Source organism: Fulvivirga sp., assembly GCF_040220315.1.
Taxonomy (GTDB): domain Bacteria; phylum Bacteroidota; class Bacteroidia; order Cytophagales; family Cyclobacteriaceae; genus Fulvivirga.
The window spans coordinates 13,209-35,884 of sequence record NZ_JAVJUY010000153.1 but is presented as its reverse complement, the minus strand read 5'-3'; the positions used below and the strand labels follow the sequence as shown (position 1 = coordinate 35,884).

Here is a 22,676-nt window from a genome sequence, read left to right as displayed (position 1 = left end):
TTTAAGTGAAACTATTAGAACCGTTACCCAGATTGAAGGTGTTGTAAAGCAGTTTAATGAAGTGAAGCAGGTGGTAACCAGAATAGGAGCTGCAGAAGTGCCCACAGACCCCATGTCAATGGAAGAAACTGATGTTATCATTACATTGAAGCCACCATCGGAATGGCTAGTGGCAACCTCTAAAGATGAGCTGGCGAATAAAATAAAAGAGGCGTTGACGGCCACAGTAGAAGGGGTTGATTATGAATTTACTCAACCTATAGAAATGCGGTTTAATGAATTAATAACTGGAGTGCGTGCAGATTTAGCCATTAAGGTATTTGGCGAAAATTTGGATACCCTTGTTGTGAAAGCCGACCATATTAAAAAGCTAATAGCAGAGGTAGAAGGTGCATCTGATATTATTGTTGAAAAAATTGATGGCCTGCCGCAAATGCTGGTGAAGTATAACCGAGATCAAATAGCCAGGTATGGTCTAACAATTAGAGAAGTTAATGAAGTAATAAATTCTGGGTTTGCAGGTAAAGTGGCGGGTAGTATTTATGAAGGTGAAAGGCGTTTTGACCTTGTTGTAAGGTACGATCAAGCCCACCGAAAGGATATTAACAATATTAGAAGCTCTTTCATTACAACAGCATCTGGCCAACATGTGTCTATCAATCAGCTTGCAGAGATAAATTATACCACCGGTCCTGCTAAAATAGCAAGAGATAATGCTAAACGTAGAATTGTGGTAAGTGTAAATGTCAGGGGGCGTGATTTACAGTCTGTGGTAGACGATGTTTCCGGTATAATTTCAGCACAACTTGATTTACCACCAGGCTATCATGTTGCATATGGCGGTCAGTTTGAAAATTTACAAAGTGCGCAGCGCAGACTTTATATTGCAGTTCCAATAGCTCTTTTTCTTATTTTCATCTTGCTTCATTTTGCCTTTAATACGCTTAGAGATGCCTTTCTTATCTACACGGCTATCCCACTTTCGGCAGTAGGAGGCATATTGTTTTTATGGATAAGAGATATTCCATTTAGCATTTCTGCCGGTGTAGGATTTATTGCTCTCTTTGGCATTGCTGTGCTTAATGGTATTGTGCTCATAGAGCATTACAAGGAGTTGCAACAAGAAGGCAAACACCAATCAATTGATGAGCTGATAATTCAAGGTACACTCTCCCGACTACGACCTGTATTGCTAACAGCAAGTGCAGCAGCACTCGGTTTTTTACCGATGGCCATTTCTACCTCTGCCGGAGCAGAAGTACAGCGCCCACTGGCTACAGTAGTAATTGGAGGCCTTATTACCGCTACGCTGCTGACATTATTTGTATTGCCGGCCCTCTATCGTATGTTTTTCAAAGGAAACGTAGCCAATATTTCAAAACCTATTTCTATGGTCATAGTCATTGCTTTCATGTTAACGTTAACGAATAATTCTCATGCTCAGCAAAAGACGTACTCATTGGAAGAGACTATTCAATTAGCAAAAAAACACAATGCAGGAGCCCAAGGAGCATCACTGCTAGTGGATGAACAAAAAGCACTGGAAAAAACAGCCTTTGAGATTGATAAGACAGACGCATACTATAGTTATGACGAAAATAACATCGCACCTAACGGTGAGCCACTGCGTGTTTGGGGCGTACAGCAATCTTTGGTATTCCCTACTGTATTTTCCAACAGGTTGAAATTAAATAAGGCAAGAACAAATTTAGAACAGCAGCAATATAGTCTTGAACTCTACAAATTAGAGGAGGATGTTTCCAGATCATACCTGAAAGTAGTGTATTTCACAAATTTGTTGGATGAGTACCGAGTGCTGGATTCAATTTATTCTGAGTTTAGAAAAGCGGCTGAAAAAAAGTACGAGTTAGGAGAAACAAATGCACTGGAAAGTTTAACAGCACAAAGCAAGCAGCACCAGGTAAATTTAAAATTGAATGAAACTAAGCAACAAATTAAAGGAGCATATGAATCATTGTATGCGCAGGTACAAATAGACGAAGCTTTTCTGGTGGCTGATAATTCACTGCAGAAATTGCCTTTAGATTTGATTGATTCAATTAATAACCCTCAATTAATACTTTACAACCAACGGGAAAAAGTTATTGATCAGGAAATAAAATGGCAACAGGCCGGTTTTCTGCCTGATTTGAATGTTGAATATTTCAGGGGTACCAACAGCGCACCAATGTCTGAAATATATTCAGGGTTTCAAGTAGGCATAGGTATTCCACTTTTCTATAGTGCCCAAAAGGCTAGGGTAACACAGTCAAAAATAAGATCAGAAATCATTAGCAAAGAGAGAGAAAATCTAAACATACAATTAACGGCAAAAAAGAAACGACTCTTAACTGAATTGGAAAGCGATGTCAAATCGCTAGAATATTACGAGAATACTGGACGTGAACTGGCTGAATCACTGATGAAAACAGCGGACGTTTCTTATCAAAAGGGCGAAATAGACTATTTACAATACATTCAAATATTAGAACGAGTCATTGAAATTAGAACGGGCAGGATTGATGCCTTACTAAGCTACAACCTGACCATACTATCAATTAACTATTTAATGAATTAATCGAAATGAAATCACTTAATATAATCATACTATTCAGTCTTACAGCATTTCTTTTAAGCTGTGAAGATGGACAAAATCAACTTGCGGACGATAGTCAAGTTAATAATTCAAAAACGGGGGCAATTGAAAATTTAACAAAAAATGCTGCTCCAAAAGACCCTGTTGATAATAACTCAATTCAAGTAAGAGGTTACATTGAAGTGCCCCCTGAAAACAAAGTAATAATTAGCGCTTATTATGGAGGTTATGTTAGATCATTATCCTTATTAAATGGCCAATATGTAAAAAAGGGGGAATATCTGTTTTCACTAACAAATCCTGACTATCTCAATATGCAGCAGGAATATTTAACGGCCAAAGAAAACATTGAGTTTATGCAAAGCGATTACAACCGACAAAAAGAGTTAGCCAATGAAAACATTGCTTCAGAAAAAAGTTTCAGCAAAGTGGAAGCAGATTATCGTACTGCTAAATCAAAATTTCAAGGCTTAAAGGAGCAATTGAAGCTTTTGAATATTAATATCAATAAATTGGAACAAGGAGACTTTTCTCCAACCATAAATATCTATGCCCCTATTGGTGGAATGATTTCGATGATTAATATTAGTACAGGACAGTATTTAGATGCAAAAGTTCCTGCCGTTGAAATCGTAAACACAGATCATCTGCATTTGGAACTGGAAGTATATGAGCGTGATATTGCTAAGGTAAAAAAGGGGCAACCAATTACATTTATGGTTCCCGAATATAGTAGTGCTCAACTGAATGCATCAGTTTATTTAATTAATAGCATAATACATGCAGAAAAGCGCACAGCGGGAATACATGCACATATTGAATCTTCATTAGATTCAATACAGCTCATGCCCGGGATGTTTGTGGAGGCAGAAATTAACTTGAAATAAGAATAGTATTTGCCATATCAATAGGCAATACATAGGAGCTAATTCTGTTATAAATTTGTCTAAGACCTGATCAATATCAGTTAATTAAGATTTTTAGATATGTAAATTTAGGCCATTGAAAAGATTTGCTAAAATATTTCTGATGATACCCGTAATGCTTCTCATGCTGCATACAGTTGTTCAGCATAAGCATGTCGATATGAATGCTGGTAACTTTTATATTCAAAGCTGCCAGCAGGAAACAGGATTTTTAGCCTTCTTGAGACATGCTTTTGAGCTTGATAGACGGGAGAATCACCTTGAAGATGTAGAAATTGAGGATACTGATTTTCATAAAATAGATTTAATACCTTCAAAAGACAGTAATCTCATTTCAGAAATTGCTAATTCACCAACTGGAGTTTTAAAATGGTCATTCGTTTCAACAGCGCCACTAAAAAGTCATAAATTCTCCCAATTAACTTTCCGAGGACCCCCTTTACTCGTATAATCCCCCAATTCTTTCAATTATAAAGGAATCTAGTTTCATATAAGTCTTTTAAGTTTACTTAGTAAGACATAATTGAAAGGCAATTTTTCACATTAAATCGGTATTAGAAGGTTAATTTTAATAACATGAAAAAATTTATTTCAATGATTTTGCTTATAGCTGCAGCAATTTCAGCTTCTGCTCAGGAGAGCCAACTGTGGCTAACCAATATTGAGGAAGCTAAAACCCTAGCCAAAGAACAAGCAAAGCCTATTCTTATGAGTTTTGCGGGCTCTGATTGGTGCAGACCGTGCATCATGCTTACCAAAGAAGTTTTTGAGGATGAAAAATTCAAGGTTTATGCTGAAGAAAATCTGGTATTGCTGCTGCTAGACTTTCCAAGATTAAAGAAGAACAAACTCAGCGATGAGCAAACAGAGCATAACGAAAAATTGGCTGCTAAGTACAATACAACTGGAGAATTTCCACTGGTAGTACTAATTAATAGTGATGGGGAAGCAATTGCCAAAACAGGCTATCAAAAAGGAGGGGCAGACAATTTCATTCAATATTTAGAGTCGGTTTTTTAAATCAATACAGATATGCGTAATGGATTGTTAGCAATTGTATTGCTCATTAACATTCAAAGTTTTTCTGCTCCCAAGCCGGTTAAAAAAGTTTTGCTATTAATGGGCTCTCGGTTTGAAATTACAGCTATTCATAATGATGAAACCGTAGCAACAAAAGCCGTAGAAGCATGCATTAACGAGGTGACGAGAATTGAAAAGCTAATTAGCTCATGGGACCCCAACTCTCAAACGAGTGAAGTCATTCGTAACGCGGGCATAAAACCTGTGAAAGTCGATCAAGAACTTTTCGATTTAATCACAAGGGCTAAGAAAATTTCTAAGCTTACAAATGGAGCCTTCGATATCTCCTATGCTTCAATGGATAAAATATGGAAGTTCGATGGCTCCGTTACAGAACTGCCCACTGAGGAGCATATTAAAGGCTCGGTTTCAAAAATCAATTACAATAATATCATTCTTGATAAGGAAAATGGAACTGTTTTTCTGAAAGAAGAAGGAATGAAAATTGGTTTCGGAGCCATAGGCAAAGGCTATGCTGCCAATCGTGGTAAGCAAATTATGCAAGCCATGGGTATTGAGAGCGGCATAGTAAATGCCAGTGGCGATTTAATTACCTGGGGCAAAGAAGCAAACGGTAATGAATGGAGTATTGGCATTGGTGATCCTAAAAATAAAGGTGAAGTTTTAGCTTGGGTTACGGTCGGAGAATTAGCAGTGGTAACTTCAGGAAATTATGAGAAGGTGATCACCATTAATGGGGAGAATTATTCTCACATTATTGATCCAACAACGGGTTGGCCGGTAAAAGGCTTAAAAAGTGTAACTATATTTTGCCCTGATGCAGAATTAGCGGATGCACTGGCAACAAGCGTATTTATTCTTGGCAAGGATAAGGGACTTAGTCTGGTAAATCAATTGAAAGGCGTTGAAGCACTTTTAGTAGATGATGATGACGAAATTCATACGAGTAGTTCATTAAAACTGAACTATTACAAAGAAGAATCAATTAATGAAACAGCTCATAATTTAACGATAGGGCATGAAAAGGAATAGAATAATCATAGGGATAGCCCTCATAGTGGGCATAGCTTTTCAAAGCTGTGTTTCAGTAGAGGCTTATCAAAAAATATATCTCAATGACGAGAATATGGAATTAAACGCCAGAAAAGTGGCGGTATACGAAACAAATTTTCAGGCATATCGCGAAGGTGCTTCTGGTGCCAACGGTGGTAAAACAGGAGGCGGATGCGGATGCAACTGAAATATTGGTTAGTACTTGTGCTGGCAGGGCTAACCAGCATGACTAGTGCACAGGAAACCTTTAAGGAATTGGATGAAACAGAAGTAAACTTTCTTTTCAATTACTACGAACAAGATGGTAATAATGGTGCGGTACAAGGAGGGCGAGGAACAGAAGAACTATCTAATGTGGCTCCATCGCTTATCGTGAATATCCCTTTGGATACGGCCAGAAACTTAATGGCTTACATTGGTTTTGATAAGTATTCATCTGCCAGCACCGATAGAATTGATGATCCTTACTTGGAAAATGTTAACCTATCAACAGCATCGAGTTCAGATACCAGGTTTTATACAAATATCAACTACCAGCGAAAGAATAGCGCAGCGAAAGTTACCCAAAGCTATAAAGCAGGGGTTTCAGTAGAGTATGATTATACTTCCATTTCTGCAGGGTATGGTTTTGCCAAGGAATCGAAAGACCAGAACAGGGAGTTGAGCCTTAGCGGGATGGCTTATTTTGATACCTGGCAGTTGATTTTTCCAACAGAATTGAGGGGAACAGATGGTTTGAACAATGAAAAACAGCGTCAATCATTTAATTTCACTTCTACCCTATCGCAAGTGATCAATAAAAAACTACAGGCCTCATTTTCAGGAGAGCTTGTTTACCAAACAGGCAGGCTTTCAACTCCATTCCATCGTGTGTATTTTAATGATGGGGAATCTAATATTTTCTTAAAAGAGAGACGAACGGAGAACTTACCTGACACTCGTTTTAAAATACCGTTGGGGTTAAGACTCAATTACTATCTTAATGATTATGTTGTGTTGAGAGGCTATTACAGATATTACTATGATGATTTTGGCATTACCGCTAATACCTTTGAAATAGAAACACCGATCAAAGTATTCAGTACTTTAACCATCTATCCGTTCTATCGCTACCATACTCAAACTGCTGCCGATTACTTTAAACCATTCGGCCAGCATGAGCTAACTGATGAGTTTTATACTTCAGATTATGATTTATCTGAAATTAACACTACTTCTTTGGGTTTTGGCTTCAAGTACTCACCAATCTATGGTCTGGCCAGATTTAAAGGGCCATTTAGCAAAAAAACAGGTAAAGTAACTAAGTTTAAGTCTGTGGAAGTAAGGTATGCAGATTATACGCGTGAAGGGAATAATACCAATGATCCGGGCGGAGGTGATTTGGATGCGTATTCACTCAGTTTTAATATGACATTTACATTTTAAGGAATGAATTTAATAAAAAGATTAACCGTAATATGCCTAATGCTATTAGCAGTTGATTCTGCTAATGCTCAGGTATTGCAGCCAGCCACATGGTCAACATCTACTTCGAAACAAGAAGTGAAAGTGGGTGAAGAGCTGGATCTTATTTTTCAAGCGACTATTGACAAAGATTGGTATTTATACTCTTCCGATTTCGATCCTGATTGTGGGCCAACGGTTACCACATTTGATTTTGTTGCGCATCCAAGCTATGAACTAGTTGGAGGGCTTCGTGCCATTAACCCAATTGATAAATACGATGACGTTTTCGAGTGCGATGTTCGAATATTTAAAAAACATGGTGAGTTTAGACAGACTGTCAAAGTCTTAAGCAATAAGCTGAATCTAACAGGTGAGTATAACTATCAGGTATGCTCAGATGTAGATGGCAAGTGCATTCCTTTTGATGATGAGTTTGATTTTAGTGCTTTGAAAATCATTGCTTCGGCAAATGCGCAATCAGAAACAAAATCAGAAGCAAAGCAAGAAACCAATGTTCCGATAAGAGAGGAAGTAAAATCAGAGGAGGTAGAAAAAGTAGAAACTAGTCTAGACTCAACAGATCTGGTCAAGTCTTCAGAAATTCAAACCTTCACTTCCAACGAAGGGCCAATCCTCGACCCCAATTTGATTGTTGAAACAGAAAGGGATAAATCAATTATTTGGTTCATGATCTTTGCTTTTGTGGCGGGTCTTGCTGCATTGTTAACACCATGCGTATTTCCATTAATTCCTATGACCGTAAGCTTTTTTACAGGTCAGGGAAAGGGAAAGTTTCAGGCACTACTATATGGTTTTTCTATCATTCTCATTTATACTATCATAGGTTCTGCTATTGCACCATTAATGGGGCCGGAAACAGCCAACCACCTGTCAACAGAATGGATTCCTAACCTTATATTCTTCTTGGTATTTGTGGTTTTCGCACTTTCTTTCTTTGGTTTATTTGATATTACCTTGCCGAGTTCCTTAGTAAATACCATGGATAAAAAGGCAGATAGAGGTGGCATCATTGGAGTGTTCTTCATGGCTTTTACGCTGGTTTTAGTTTCGTTTTCATGCACAGGCCCAATTGTGGGTAGTATTTTGGTAAGTTCTGCAGGTGGTGAATTTGTGAAACCCATTGCCGGTATGTTTGCATTCTCACTGGCCTTTGCCATTCCATTTACGCTCTTTGCCTTCTTCCCCGGCTGGTTGAGCACATTGCCAAAATCAGGCGGTTGGCTGAATACCGTAAAAGTTGTTCTTGGTTTTATAGAATTAGCACTTGCATTTAAGTTCTTGAGCATCGCGGATCAGGCGTTTCACTGGGGAATTTTAGACAGAGATATTAATATCGCCATTTGGGTGGTGATTTTTGGTTTGATGGGGTTCTACCTTTTGGGCAAAATAAGGTTACCACACGATAGTCCGATGGAAGTAATTAGTGTACCTCGACTTATCATGGCGATTTGCACATTTACATTTGTCATTTACCTGATACCTGGTTTATGGGGCGCACCATTAAAAGCGTTGGCAGGTTATTTACCACCCATGTACACCCATGATTTCGATATCGTATCTGAGAAAATTGATGATGATAATTACAAAACCTGTGATGAGCCTATGTATGCCGATTTTCTGCATTTGCCTCATGGGCTCAAAGGTTACTTTGATTATGATCAGGCATTAGCTTGTGCCAGGGCACAGAATAAACCTTTGTTTATTGACTTTACTGGCCACGGTTGCACCAATTGCCGTGAAATGGAAGCAGTTGTTTGGTCGCATCCACAGGTGCTTCAAATACTTAAAGAAGAATATGTGATTGTAGCTTTGTATGTAGATGATAAAACAGTTCTACCTGAAGAACAATGGTATACTTCTGAGTACGACAACAAGGTGAAAAAGACCATCGGTAAACAAAATGCTGATCTCCAAATAAGAAGGCTCAATAACAATGCACAGCCCTTTTATATTCTGTTAGGCGCTGATGAGCAAGTGATGGTCAGTCCTGTGGCCTATGATAAAGACCCTCAAAATTTTATCAATTTCTTAAATAAAGGAGTCAAACGTTATAAGGAGTTATATTAAGTCGAGTGCAGCTATTACGTCAGAGTGCTTGTAAGCGTAACCAAGGGTTTCTTTCGAATGGGTATTACTAATTATTTTGTAATCTGTGGTTTCATTTGAAAATGTGGGAGCTTTCAAACCAGCCTTTTGAGCCGCGACCGAATAAAATTCTTTTTTTGTAGGGTGTGAATCTGCACAACCATTAATTATAAGTCCTTTTGAATTTTTATTTATGATGGCCCTGATCAGCCCTATGCAATCTTCCTGGTGAATAAGGTTGACAGGGCTTTCAGCCCCGCTTACATTTTGTTTGCCGGCCAAAAATCGCCCGGGAATTCGATCACCACCAAACAATCCTGCAAATCGAATGATGTTGGGTGTTAACTGGTGTTTAACAAATAGGCCTTCCGCTTTCAATAAGGATATTCCAGTATGAGGAGATGGAATATCAGCGGCATCTTCTTCTGTAACCACCCTGTTTAAGTTAGGATAAACGGATGTAGAACTAATGAAAATCAGCTGTGGGGCATGAGGCACCTGTGCAATAAAGTCATCCAATAAACTCAGATAATTTTCACCTTTAGGAGGAATAGTATATATCAGTACATCACAGTCAAGTAAGTCAGAGTGCACTTTTTCTCCCAACCTAAATACAGAACTTTCAATTCCTTCGGCAACCATGTGCTCACATTTCTGCTGAGAAGACACTGTACCTCTAACAGCGTGTCCGTCTTTTAAAAGTAGTTTTGCTAATGCCTTGCCCAACCAGCCCAAACCAATAATTGATATTTTCTTTGCTTTGTAAGTCATATAAAATCAAGGGGTTACCTTCATTAGGTTAGAGTTATTGATGAATTCTGCAATAATTTTAGCTTTTTTCTTACGTAATGACTATAATTAGCCTTTGTTTGTTCTACTTTGCATCAAATTTTGATCAAAGCTATTTTTTAAACTACAAAAATCATGTCTAAAAGAAATCTGAGCATTCTCTTATTGCTGTTGATTACTGCGGCTTTGTATTTCATTTTGCCGAGGTTTGATCATTCTGTACCTGAACCACCATTGGTTGAAAAAACTGATTCCATACAAGTGGCTCCTAAATACGAGCCCAAAATACTTTATGGTATGGTGGTAGATTCACTTGTAATCATAGAAGATAAAATTAAGCGTAACCAAAATATTGCGGAAATTCTTACTGCCCACAATGTAACCAATGATGCCATTTTTAAATTGGCGAAGGCATCAAAATCAGTATTTGATGTGCGAAAGTTGGTGGCTAACAAGAAATACACACTCATCTGCGAGAGAGATTCTTTAAAAACAGCGAAGGCATTTGTGTATGAGCACAACCCTGTCGAGTATGTTATCTTCAATTTAAAAGACACGATTAGCGTTGAGAAAAAACAGAAAGATATTGAAATAGTAGAAAAGGGTGTTTCAGGGATTATTGAATACAACTTGGCAACTACAATGAAAGATATTGGTCTTTCAGCACAACTAACAGATGCATTTGTAGACGTATTTGCCTGGCAAATAGATTTCTTCAGACTTCAAAAAGGCGATAAGTTTAAGCTCATTTATGAGGATCATTTAGTAGATGGCAATCCTATTGGTACAGGTAAAATCAAATCAATTTACTTCGAGCATTTTGGCAACGATTTTTATGCGTTCCATTACGATCAGGGAGATGGTATTGACTACTTTGATGAGAATGGAAACAGCTTAAGAAAGGCATTATTAAAATATCCATTAGATTTTACACGAATTAGTTCAAGGTATTCTGGTAACAGATACCATCCAGTTCAAAAAAGGTGGAAAGCACACAGAGGAACTGATTTCGCTGCACCAAGAGGCACACCTATCAGAGCGGTTGGTGATGGAATAATACTGGAGGCCCGATATCAAAAATATAATGGCAACTACGTTAAGCTAAAGCACAACGCTACATACACAACTCAGTATTTACACATGTCAGCAATAAAATCAGGTGTAAAGCCGGGTAAAAAAGTAAGACAAGGAGAAATCATAGGCTACGTAGGAAGCACTGGTTTGGCAACGGGCAATCACCTTTGTTATCGTTTCTGGAAAAACGGAGTCCAGATTGATGCACTGAAAGTAGACCTCCCTCCTTCAGCGCCAATTAAAGAAGAAAATATGTTGGATTTCGATAGCAGTATGCAATCCATGATGGCTCAACTAGAGGCTATAGAATTCAAAGAGGAAGCAGAACCTCTTTATGCAAGCGCAAAATGATCAGAACTTAATAAAAATGAAATGGCAGGGCAATTTTGTCCTGCCATTTTTTGTTTAGTTTTAGCCATCAATTCAAACCAATTCAATGAGACGCACCAGCATTCTCACCTTTACGTTTCTACTACTAGTCGCAACTGTTTCCAGATCCCAAAAAGTGGCTTTGGTAATGAGTGGTGGTGGCGCTAAAGGAATTGCCCATGTTGGGGTAATTAAAGCGCTGGAAGAGCACGACATTCCTATCGATTATGTGGTAGGAACTTCCATGGGAGGTGTAGTTGCAGGTATTTATGCTGCAGGTTATTCGGCAGCTCAGGTAGAAAATATAATGCTATCACCATCTTTTATTAAATGGGTTAATGGTGAGTTTGAATCAGGATATAAATACTATTTGTACCAGGACAAACCAAACTCCTCCTTTGTTTCTTTAAAATTATCATTAGATTCTACATTCAATGCCACAGTAAACTCAAGCCTCGCGAGTGATATTACACTAAACTTCGCACTTCCAGAATACTTATCTCGCGCATCAGCTGTGGCAGGCAATAATTTCGATAGTTTGTATGTGCCCACCAGAATTATTGCAGCAGATGTGTTTACCCAGACAGAAATGGCTTTGAAGAATACTAGCTTACCATTGGCGCTTCGTACAACTCTTTCAGTGCCCTTTTTTTATCGGCCTATTAAAATTGATGATAAGTATCTTTTTGATGGTGGTATTTACAACAACTTCCCAGTAGATGTGGCACAAAGGGATTTTAATCCTGATGTTATTATTGGCAGTAATGTGGCATCCAAAATTTTCAATAAATACCCTTATGAAGATGATGATAAGCTTATTAATAACTCACTTCTCTTCATGCTGTTGGACAAATCGGATCCTTCAAGTATTCCTGATAACGGTGTTTATATAGAACCCGACCTTACAGGTTATACCGCTTTTGATTTTTCTAAAGCCAAAGCTTTAATTGATAGTGGTTATCACGCAACAATCAATCAGATAGATTCTATTAAAGCAAAAATAAATAGGAGGCATTCTAAGCAGAACAGGATAAACAAGCGAGAGCAATTTCATAAACGGGAAACGGCTTTTTCGTTTAACGAGATCAATTTTCATGGCTATAATTCGAAACAAAGAAAATATATTAGAAAATTTTTCAGGTTCGAAGAAGGGCAAGAATTATCACTGGAAGAGATAAAAAAGGGTTATTTTAAAATGGTTTCAGAAGAATATTTTGGGTCGGTTTTTCCCGATGTTAAATTCAATAATAAAACAAAAAAATATTCACTTGAGCTTTACGGCAGGCCTAAGAATAACTTAAATGTGCAAATTGGTGGCGCCATTGCAACAAGAAATATTAGCCAAATTTATTTTGGCTCAGAGTATTACTATTTTGACAATTACCTGCTTAAAAATAGTGTTAGTTTTTATGCTGGAGGTTTTTATAAATCGGCACAATTAAGAAGTAGACTATATCTTACTACGAAGTTATTTCCCTTTTATTTAGAACCCGAATTTGTGTACAATAGCTGGGATTATCTCAGCTCTGATGACGTTTTTATTGACGATGATACACCTACTGTTTTAGATAGAGCGGATCGAAAATATGCTTTGAATTTGGGCGTTCCAATTGGTAACAGGTTTAAAGCAGTGTTGAGTGGTGCATTTATAAATAATGATGATGAATATGGTAATAACCCTGGTATTACTTCAACAGACACGTTAGATATTTTAGAGCTTAAGGGCTTTAGAGGAGGCATAAGCTTTGGTAGGGACAATTTCGATGAAAAGCAATACCCTAAGCAGGGTAAGGCACTTAAAATATCAGCAGATTTCTTTGCTTTGAATGAAGACTATATTCCAGGGACGACAAGCCAAATTGCTAGTGGTAATAACTATCATGAGTGGTTTAGGGTCTCCGGTCGTTGGGAACAGTATTTTAAAAAGGGTCATTTCAGTACGGGTTATTTGATAGAGGGAGCCTATTCAAATCAAAAATATTTATCAAATTACCTTGGCACACTCATCAATTTGCCATCGTTTAATCCACTTCAGGATAGCAGAACCCTTTTGTTGCAGAATTTTAGGGCATTCAGCTTTGGTGCGTTAGGCATTAAAAATGTTGTATCTATTACTTCTAATCTAGATTTTAGATTAGAAGGGTACGTTTTTAAACCTTTTGAGCAATTGAATAGAGAAAATGGGAGGCTTGGAAGAGTTACCGAAGACCCTCAGCAAATCTATCTTGCTGCAACAACCGGCCTTGTTTTAAATAGTCCGATCGGTCCAATAAGTGCGAATGTTAATTACTATGATGACAAGGAAAATCAATGGGGGGCATTGCTCCATGTTGGGTTTTTATTATATAACAACAATTCATTAGGTAACTAATTGAGAAACAGTGCATCAAATAATACCGATATTACCATGATTCGTTGGATTGAATGTGTTTTTTTTTCTATGTTTACCTTGATTAACTCTAACCAAATCTCGCTTATCAATGAAAAAAGCTGTACTCGCGTTTTTAGCAGTATTTGTGATAGGATATTCAAACGCACAGGTTGTTCAATGGGCATCTGAAGTAATTGAATTTTCTTCTGAACTAACGCCAATTCAATATTCGGCAAATCAAGTGTTGGGCAAACCCAATGTGCTTCCTGCCGGTGGTGAAAATCCAAGTGCATGGACTCCTGAAAGACCAAATAGAAAAGAGTTCATAAAAATTGGCTATGCCAATCCTATGCAGATTAGGCAAATCGCAATAGCTGAGTCGTACAATCCGAGTGCACTCTTTAAAGTGTATGCTTATGATGAGACGGGAAATGAGTATTTGGTAACTACATTTAGCCCTAGATCAATCCCATTAAAAGGCAGGATGATCAATGTCTTCATGGAAGAAACGGCTTATAAGGTAGCGGCTGTAAAATTAGAGTTTGATGGCGCAGCACTCCCAGAGTATTTTAGTATCGATGCTGTGGCAATATCTGATTCTGATATTCCAATTGTGGCTTCGATTGATATACCTGAGTTTATAAACCCAGATATTGATAAAGAAAGATTGAGTGAGAATGTTAACAGTAAATACAAAGAATATAAACCCTTACTCAGCCCTGATGGTAAAACGTTATACTTCTCAAGAAAAAATCATCCCGGTAATATTGGTGGAGAAAAAGACAATGAAGATATCTGGTATTCTGAATTAGATTCTGCTGGAAATTGGCAAATGGCTAAAAATATGGGCGAAGGATTGAATAATGCAGGCCCTAATTTTGTAAGTTCAGTAACGCCTGACGGGAAATCCGTATTGCTGGTGTTAGGAAATCAGTACCTAGAAAACGGCAGAATGGCCGCAGGTGTGAGTATAAGCAGCAACTCTAGTGGAGACTGGTCTAAGCCTACCCCTATTCAGATTAAAAATGATTACAACTATTCTGAAAAGGCAAACTTCTTTTTATCACAGTCCAGAAAAGCATTAATACTTTCGGTAATGCGGGAAGATACCGAAGGAGGAAGAGACCTTTACGTAAGTTTTATGGATGCAGACAGCACATGGTCTGAGCCTTTGAATCTATCAAATAAAGTTAATACGGCAGGGGAAGAATCATCACCTTTCTTAGCTTCTGATGATAAAACCCTGTATTTCTCTTCAGATGGCTACAGTGGTTTTGGGTCAAGCGATATTTACATGACAAAGAGATTGGATGATACGTGGACGAACTGGTCAGAGCCGGAAAACTTAGGGCCAACCATAAACTCACAATATGAGGATTTGTTCTTTAACATACCTGGAAACAGCGAATATGCCTATTATTCTCAAGGGGTTAGTGAAAATGATCTGGATATTTTCAGGGTTGCTTTGCCTGTATTGAAGCGACCTGAGCCAGTAATCTTAGTGAAAGGTAAGCTTACAGATGCCAAAACGGGCGAACCTATATACGCAAAAATTATTTACGAAAGGCTCTCTGATGGGAAAGAAATGGGTATTACTACATCCAATGCTGAAACGGGAGAATACGAGCTATTACTACCTGCAGGCGAAGTCTATGGCATTAGAGCGGAGGCTGACGGTTTTGTTGCAGAAAGTGCTAACATCGATTTAAGAGATTATGATCCGGATGCTACACATGAGGTAGATCATAAAGACCTTAAACTTGTGCCGATTGAAGAGGAGGCTGTTGTTGTGCTCAATAATGTGTTCTTCGATTTCGATAAGGCAGTACTTAAATCAGAGTCTTACCCCGAGCTGAACAGAGTTGTAGAATTACTAAATACGAAGTCTGGTATAAAAATTGAAGTGGCAGGTCATACAGATGCAACTGGACCGGAATCTTACAATTTGGGATTGTCAGAACGAAGAGCAAATTCAGTTGTTTCATACATTACCAATAAGGGCATTGCTAAAGAAAGAATTGCTATCAAATACTTTGGAGAAACACAACCGGCAGCAGACAATAGTACAAGAGAGGGGCGTGAGAAGAATCGAAGGGTTGAGTTTAAGATTTTGAAGAATGAATAAACGATAAAAACATGAAAAAGCATATTTCATTATTTATCTGCTTAATGCACATAACACTATGGAGCCTTTATGCACAAGACGAAGAATCTAAGGTTATAGTTTATAGCGCGAGAGTAATTGACGCTGAAACGAAAGAGGAGGTAGATTCAAAAGTGAAATATGAAAGCCTGCCTTATGGCAGTAAGATTGGAGTGTTTTCAGGAAGTACATTCACATTTAATTTGGAAGAGGGAAATGACTATTCTCTAATTATCAGGGCAGATGGCTATGCAACACATACATCTACCATCAAAAACGAAGAAAGTGTAGATGGGAAAATGGAGCAAACAATTGAATTAGTTCCCAACGGTGTAAATCGGCTAATTCGATTAGATAAGCTAATTTTTGCATTGGGTAAAGCCGATATATCAGCCGAATCCTATGAAGAATTAAACCAAATAGTTACTATGCTTAATGATAGCGAAACGATGACTATTCAATTGGAAGGCCACACTGATTTTAGAGGTAATGAAAAACAGAACTTCAAACTATCGGAGAAACGTGTAGAAGCGGTGAAAGATTATTTAGTGAGGCAGGGAATTGATAAAAAGCGGATTCAAACTAAGGCGTTTGGTGGTGCTCAACCGTTATCAAGAGAAGGTGATGCTGCTTCGCGTGCAGCTAATAGACGAGTGGAAGTTAGGATTCTTACGAATTAGACTTTAGCGTACCGCTAAAGATCTGTCAGATTTTAGAAAATTACTAACACGGTTAATCGAGTGTAGTTTTTCATTGTCATTAAGGGAAGTGTCATTCACAATCGCACGCGCTAATATTAGCCCAAATTCAGTAATTCTGTCAGAGTGGTAAAAAAAGCTTGCTTTTTCCAGTAAATCTATGGTGCTTATAAGTTTTTGGGAATTATAGTGTTCTACCGCTTCATTGTAATACTGGAGCCCCACAAGTTTAACCATACCAATTTGCTCATTGACCGCTGAGCTGAATTTATAATAATTTACTACTTTGCTAGCAAGGGGGCTTTCATTCTCATTAGAATAATCTACAAGTCGTTGCTCTATGTCTTGATTACTTTCTACAAAACCATTAATAGGGTCAGTAGACTCAAATAAGAATCTTTGATTTTCAGTCTCAACCAGCAGGTAAATGTGATAGGTAGTTTCAACCAATCTTGGCGAGTAGCCAAGATCATTTAGCAACAGCGCATATAACGATGTAGCCGACAAACAATCATAGTTACCGCTCTCAATTGTTGAAGCTAAAGACGTGTATTGTGTATAATTCTTTAATATTTTTCGATGCACTTTGTAAAACATCCATGACATAAAACTACCGTCATTCTTACTTGACTCTTGCTTTGATTGCAATGAAGACAGCAGCTCAACATAATCACTTTTAATGCGTTCATAACGGGTTAAATCCATAGAAGGATCTGCAATTAGTTGCAATTCCAGATCCATATTCTTTTTAGCTGTAATAAAATCAGTTAATACCTTTTGCTCAAATGCATTATGATAGTTAAAGTTAGCTTGGCCACTAACTGTGAAGCAAATTGGAATAAGTAAGATAAAAAATAGTGCCTTCTTCATAGCCCAAACCCATTTGGTAACATTAAGGTAACATTAAGATAACAAATAAACAAACTATCGTAACATTCTGTTCACACAAGCATAATATTTCATTAAGACTTCGGATGAAGTTCGTATATTCATAGTATTATGATTGAGCAAACCATACAACAGCAAAGTGTCCAACAATCTTTCGATTTTGTTAAATCTGGAGCGATTAAAACAAAGAAAGAGTCAATAGGTGAAAGAAAGAAACGATTAAAACTAATGCTTCAGTGGATCAGTAAGAATGAGAGCAAAATTAAAGATGCTGTTTATCAAGATTTTAAAAAACCGGCAAGTGAAGTAGATATAAGCGAGATTTATCCTGTTACCAGTGAAATAAAACATGCTTTAGAAAGTCTTACATCGTGGGCTAGACCGAAGAAAATTGATGCACCTCTAAGCCTATTAGGAACTACCTCCCACATACAATACGAACCCAAAGGAGCCTGCTTGATCATTGCTCCTTGGAATTACCCATTTAGCCTCGCAATAGGACCATTGGTCTCATGTCTGGCTGCCGGTAATACCGCAGTGATCAAACCTTCCGAAATGACGCCTAACACTTCAATACTTATTGAAGAAATGATCAGCGACCTTTTTGACAAAGAGATAGTTTCAGTGATTAACGGAGGTGTAGAAGTTTCACAAGAATTACTTGCCTTACCTTTTGATCATATATTCTTTACTGGAAGTCCTCAGGTGGGAAAAGTAGTAATGAAGGCAGCCGCAGAGAATTTGACATCCGTAACGTTGGAATTAGGTGGTAAGTCACCGGTAATTGTTGACGAACGCACGGATATCTCTGATGCCGCTGAGAAGATAGCTTGGGGTAAATATTTGAATAATGGTCAGACTTGTATAGCTCCTGATTATGCTCTGGTACATGAAAATATCAAAGATAAATTCGAGGAAAAGTTAACAGCAAAGGTCAAAGAACTTTTTTCGGCCGATGAAACTAAGATACAAGACTCTCCAGATTATGGCCGAATTGTAAATGCCAAACATTATGCACGTTTAACATCATTAATTGATGAAGCAGTATCTGCAGGAGCAGAAATATTGTTTGGTGGCGATGCCAATTCCGATGATAATTTTATTCCACCTGTGGCACTCACCAATGTGCCAATGAACTCGAGAATGATGGAAGAGGAAATATTCGGACCGGTGTTACCCATTATTTCCTATAATAGTCTTGAAGAGGCCATTGGTATAATTAATAGTAAGCCCAAACCGCTAGCACTATATTATTTTGGAAGAAGTAGTAAGAATAGAAAGAAAGTACTCAAAGAGACTTCTTCTGGTAATGTTTGTATCAATGACTGTGTGATTCATTTCGGGCATGCGAACTTACCGTTCGGTGGGGTAAATAATAGCGGGATAGGTAAGGCTCATGGTTACTATGGATTCCTGGCTTTCTCCAATGAAAAGGGCGTATTGAAACAGCGTATTGGATTAACTTCTACTAAATCTATATACCCACCCTATTCAAACTTTAAAAAACTCGTGATTCGAATTTTGAAAAAATATTTGTAACACACAATGTGCTTGCAATGGGTACGTTAATGGATGCATGCGATGGCACACATTTACCTTAGTAATTCTCATTCTTTCTTCTTGTGAGACCTCTGATGAGGTGACTTCCATTCAAGGCGATTGGCACATTACTTTTGAGGCTTTTGAGGAGGCACGATCAGGCACTGTACAATTTAATAGTGATAATACCGGGTTACTGAAGTTCTATGCAGATGCTAATTCAGAAATCTTGCCCGGTAATGAAAATGTTCCTTTAACTTGGAAAATCACTCCATCCGAATTAATTCTAGAACGACTCGACAATAACTTTGTGTTAAATTATAGTATTGTTAATCAGTCACCAGATCGAATAGAGCTACGTTATCTTGATGACATAACAATAATTTTGGCTCGCTAAAACTTTCCACTCTCACGCCACTTAATAAGTACTAAATAGTTTGCTAAATTTGGTAAGAGAATAATTCAATTTAATGGTAAATAATAAATAGATGAAAAAGCTAGTAATCATCCTCGGTGTAGTTATAGTTCTAATCCTGGGAGCAGCTGTCGCAATTCCTATAATATACAAAGACGATATTAAAAAGGCGATTGACGATGTGCTGGCTGAGTCAGTGAATGCAGATATTAAATGGGCGCCCGAAGATTTTAGCATTTCCTTGTTTACCAACTTTCCAAATGCTACGGCTCAGCTATCAAATTTTGGTGTTGTAAACCGGGCACCTTTCGAAGGTCACGTATTGTTTGCTGTGGAGTCGTTCGAAGTGGAGATTGATATTTTCAGCCTATTCGGAGAACAAATTGTAGTGAATGGCATAGAGCTAATTAAACCTCAGATTGACATTAAAGTATTAGAAGATGGAACGGGCAATTATGATATTGCAGTTCCTTCTGAAGAGACCGAAGCTCCTGAGCCTGAAGTGGAATCTTCTGAACCTGCCAAGTTCAATGTTGGTATTAACCATTGGGCTATTGTTGAGGCTAATATTATTTATGATGATGCTACCTTACCTTTCAAATTAGACATTAAAAACCTCAACCACAGCGGTAGTGGCGATTTCAATCAAGACCAATTTGACCTTTCTACATTAACACAGGCAGAATCTGTCTCCGTTACTTTTGATGGCATCGAATATATGTCAGAAAAGCAGCTTAATGCTGATATTACATTAAATATCAGTGAAAACTATGGCAGGTATACATTCAAAGAAAATACAGTTTCTGTAAATGATTTCAGTCTTGGATTTAATGGTTTTCTCGCACTAAATGAAGATGGAAGCATGGATATGGACTTATCGTATGCTACTAAAGAAACAACATTTAAAAGCCTCCTGTCTTTAGTTCCGGGCGTTTACACGGAAGATTTTGGATCGATAAAAACGGAAGGAAATTTGTCGTTTGATGGTACAGTAAAAGGCAAATATGACAGCCTTTCATTACCTGCATTTAGTCTAGGCCTTCAGGTAAGTGATGGTATGTTTCAATACCCGGACTTACCTACCTCTGTATCAAATATAAGTATGGATTTATTAGTGGATAATAAAGATGGAGTGATCGACAATACCAGTATCAATTTAAAGCAATTCCACATTGACTTCGGTAAGAACCCTTTTGATGCAAAATTATACGTTGCTAACCTGGTTGATTACGACATGGATGCGATGGTCAAAGGTGCACTCTATCTTGATCAACTAAGTACCATGTTTCCTGTAGAAGGATTATCAATGAAAGGGGTGTTTACTATTGACCTTACAGCCAAGGGTGTATATGACAGCATTAGTGGTAAAACACCAGCCATATCTGCCCTTATGGAGTTAAAAGATGGATATATCAAATCAGCTGACCTGCCTTATGCATTGGAAGCAATGGGATTCAGGGCAGATGTTAATAGTCCAACAGGTGTAATGAAAGATTTTAAAGCCAACGTAAAAGACTTTACCATGACAATGGATGGCGAAAAATTTGGAGCAAATCTGGCCTTCTCAAACCTGGATAATTATACCTGGAAAGCGGATGCCTCTGGCGGTATTGACCTTGAAAAGATTACCAAAGTATTTCCTGTGGAAGGGATGATACTTGCAGGTAAAATAAGAGCCAATATAAGCACGGAGGGTAATATGGCCGATGTAGAAGCGGAGCGCTATGCTAATTTACCAACTAGTGGACAGCTTACCATTTCAGATTTCAGATATGAGGATGCAGAATTACCATATAATGTAACTATATCAAATGCTACAGCATCCTTTAACCCACAAAGAATATCATTAGATAAATATGTAGGTACAGTTGGAAAGAGTGATATGGCTATGTCAGGATCACTATCCAATTACTTAGGTTATGTATTAAATGAAAATGAGGTGTTAAAAGGTAATTTGAATTTTACTTCTAACCTTCTTGATTTGGATGAGTTCATGGCTGAAGAAGAGGGTGCCGAGTCAGAGGAAACCGCTGAACCCGTTAGCGAATCTGATAGTTCAACCATGGAAGTAGTACAAATACCTGAGAACATTGATTTCACATTGAACACCAAAATACAAACGGTAAAGGTTATGGACTTGACTTTAACCAATGCCTCTGGTGATGTAATCATTAGAGATGGCGTTGCCAATCTTTCCGATTTGAAATTTAATACGCTAGGCGGAAAATTTGCTGTGAGCGGCTCATATAATGCCAAGGATGTTACGAAGCCAATTTATGACTTTAAGCTGGGTATTAAAGATATGTCGATCAGTCAATCATATGAAGCTTTTAGTGTAATCCAAAACTACGTACCATTGGCTAAAAACATGAGTGGCAATGTTTCAACCGATTTTAAAATTGCCGGATTGTTAGGCGAAGATATGATGCCAGTGTACGAGTCAATTAATGGTGGAGGGTTATTGGAGGTGGCCCAAGCAGCGATGGATAAGCCAAAATTTGTATCTGAAATAAGTAATCTTACTAAAGTTAAAAGTGGTGGTGATAAAGTAACCCTCAAAGACGTTACAACTTCTGCTACCATTGAAAATGGGAACTTAACAGTAAAGCCTTTTGACATAAAAGTAGGCAGTTATACTACGAACGTTTCTGGTACCACAACGGTTGACGGTAAATTGGATTATAAACTGAATATGCAATTGCCAGCCGGAGCAATTGGTACTCAAGTGAATAGCTTATTGAGTCAGTATGGAGCGGGTACATCGGGCTCTTCTACTATTAATCTGCCCATTGGTGTTGGAGGTACTTATGATGATCCAAAATACAAGCTTATGGCTCCAACTGGCGGGACTGTAAAAGCAACAGATGTAGCCGGAGCAGTGGTTAAAGATCAGATTGAGAAGAAGCTGGGTAATAGTGTGGAAGAAGAAAAAGAAAAGCAAAGAGCGAAAATTATGACTGAAGCTCAGAAAAAAGCAGATCAGATTGTGGCAGAAGGTAAGAAAGCAGCTGAGAAGGTTCGAAAAGAAGGATATGCACAAGCTGATAATCTTATAAAGGAAGCTGGCAGCAATTTCTTAAAGAAAAAAGTGGCTGAAGAGGCTGCTAAAAAGCTAAGGAAAGAAACTGATGAAAAGGCTGCGAAAATTGAAGCTGAAAGCAAAAAGAAGGCTGATGATTTAATGGCAGAAGCTCAGAAAAAAGCGGATGCTGTATAGCTGAA

Annotated in this window: 17 protein-coding genes; 15 read left to right on the top strand and 2 right to left on the bottom strand. The window is 37.9% G+C overall.

Annotated elements, in window-relative coordinates:
* The 8 genes from RLO81_RS07460 to RLO81_RS07425 all read left to right on the top strand — a co-directional run.
* Positions 1-2,578, top strand: a 2,578-nt coding sequence (locus RLO81_RS07460) for a CusA/CzcA family heavy metal efflux RND transporter (RefSeq protein ID WP_350109463.1), incomplete at its 5' end; no start/stop codon positions are given.
* 5 nt (positions 2,579-2,583) lie between these two features.
* Entirely contained in the window at positions 2,584-3,483 is a 900-nt protein-coding gene (locus RLO81_RS07455; RefSeq protein WP_350109460.1) for an efflux RND transporter periplasmic adaptor subunit, read from the top strand.
* A 115-nt stretch (positions 3,484-3,598) separates the two neighbouring features.
* Positions 3,599-3,973 (top strand): hypothetical protein, encoded by a 375-nt coding sequence (locus tag RLO81_RS07450; protein WP_350109457.1) that lies wholly within the window; start codon positions 3,599-3,601, stop codon positions 3,971-3,973.
* A gap of 125 nt (positions 3,974-4,098) precedes the next feature.
* Positions 4,099-4,542, top strand: a complete 444-nt coding sequence (locus RLO81_RS07445; RefSeq protein ID WP_350109454.1) for a thioredoxin family protein — start codon at positions 4,099-4,101, stop codon at positions 4,540-4,542.
* A 12-nt stretch (positions 4,543-4,554) separates the two neighbouring features.
* Positions 4,555-5,595 carry an FAD:protein FMN transferase gene (locus tag RLO81_RS07440; protein WP_350109451.1) on the top strand — a complete coding sequence of 347 codons (1,041 nt, stop codon included), beginning with the start codon at positions 4,555-4,557 and terminating at the stop codon, positions 5,593-5,595.
* On the top strand, positions 5,582-5,803 hold the full coding sequence (locus RLO81_RS07435) for a DUF4266 domain-containing protein (protein ID WP_350109448.1): 222 nt from the start codon (positions 5,582-5,584) through the stop codon (positions 5,801-5,803). The genes RLO81_RS07440 and RLO81_RS07435 overlap by 14 nt, the downstream gene beginning before the upstream one ends.
* Complete coding sequence (locus RLO81_RS07430) at positions 5,788-7,041, top strand: DUF3570 domain-containing protein (RefSeq protein ID WP_350109445.1); 1,254 nt, start codon at positions 5,788-5,790, stop codon at positions 7,039-7,041. Before RLO81_RS07435 ends, RLO81_RS07430 begins: the two co-directional genes overlap by 16 nt.
* Positions 7,042-7,080: 39 nt before the next feature.
* Complete coding sequence (locus RLO81_RS07425) at positions 7,081-9,150, top strand: protein-disulfide reductase DsbD family protein (RefSeq protein WP_350109442.1); 2,070 nt, start codon at positions 7,081-7,083, stop codon at positions 9,148-9,150.
* Here the strand turns inward: RLO81_RS07425 and RLO81_RS07420 are convergent.
* Positions 9,142-9,939 (bottom strand): NAD(P)-binding domain-containing protein, encoded by a 798-nt coding sequence (locus RLO81_RS07420; RefSeq protein WP_350109439.1) that lies wholly within the window; start codon positions 9,937-9,939, stop codon positions 9,142-9,144. The two genes, RLO81_RS07425 and RLO81_RS07420, sit on opposite strands and share 9 nt — an antisense overlap.
* 153 nt (positions 9,940-10,092) lie before the next feature.
* On the opposite strand from RLO81_RS07420, the gene RLO81_RS07415 reads away from it, so the two are divergent.
* The 4 genes from RLO81_RS07415 to RLO81_RS07400 all read left to right on the top strand — a co-directional run bounded on the left by RLO81_RS07415 (position 10,093) and on the right by RLO81_RS07400 (position 16,594).
* On the top strand, positions 10,093-11,382 hold the full coding sequence (locus RLO81_RS07415; RefSeq protein WP_350109436.1) for a peptidoglycan DD-metalloendopeptidase family protein: 1,290 nt from the start codon (positions 10,093-10,095) through the stop codon (positions 11,380-11,382).
* Positions 11,383-11,467: 85 nt separating this feature from the next.
* Positions 11,468-13,771: a patatin-like phospholipase family protein gene (locus RLO81_RS07410; protein WP_350109433.1), complete on the top strand. Its 2,304-nt coding sequence runs from the start codon at positions 11,468-11,470 to the stop codon at positions 13,769-13,771.
* A 109-nt stretch (positions 13,772-13,880) separates the two neighbouring features.
* Complete coding sequence (locus tag RLO81_RS07405) at positions 13,881-15,896, top strand: OmpA family protein (RefSeq protein ID WP_350109430.1); 2,016 nt, start codon at positions 13,881-13,883, stop codon at positions 15,894-15,896.
* Positions 15,897-15,907: 11 nt separating this feature from the next.
* Entirely contained in the window at positions 15,908-16,594 is a 687-nt protein-coding gene (locus RLO81_RS07400; RefSeq protein WP_350109427.1) for an OmpA family protein, read from the top strand.
* Positions 16,595-16,597: 3 nt separating this feature from the next.
* On the opposite strand, the gene RLO81_RS07395 is transcribed toward RLO81_RS07400, so the two are convergent.
* A complete protein-coding gene (locus tag RLO81_RS07395; protein ID WP_350109424.1) occupies positions 16,598-17,482 on the bottom strand; it encodes a hypothetical protein in 885 nt (294 codons plus the stop codon).
* A gap of 129 nt (positions 17,483-17,611) precedes the next feature.
* Here RLO81_RS07395 and RLO81_RS07390 point away from each other — a divergent pair, with 129 nt between their 5' ends.
* From RLO81_RS07390 to RLO81_RS07380, 3 genes are all read left to right on the top strand, one after another.
* Positions 17,612-19,039, top strand: coding sequence for an aldehyde dehydrogenase family protein (locus tag RLO81_RS07390; RefSeq protein ID WP_350109421.1), 1,428 nt, complete (start codon positions 17,612-17,614; stop codon positions 19,037-19,039).
* 37 nt (positions 19,040-19,076) lie between these two features.
* Entirely contained in the window at positions 19,077-19,436 is a 360-nt protein-coding gene (locus RLO81_RS07385; protein WP_350109418.1) for a hypothetical protein, read from the top strand.
* A gap of 91 nt (positions 19,437-19,527) precedes the next feature.
* Positions 19,528-22,671 carry an AsmA family protein gene (locus RLO81_RS07380; RefSeq protein WP_350109415.1) on the top strand — a complete coding sequence of 1,048 codons (3,144 nt, stop codon included), beginning with the start codon at positions 19,528-19,530 and terminating at the stop codon, positions 22,669-22,671.
* Positions 22,672-22,676 lie beyond the last annotated feature (5 nt).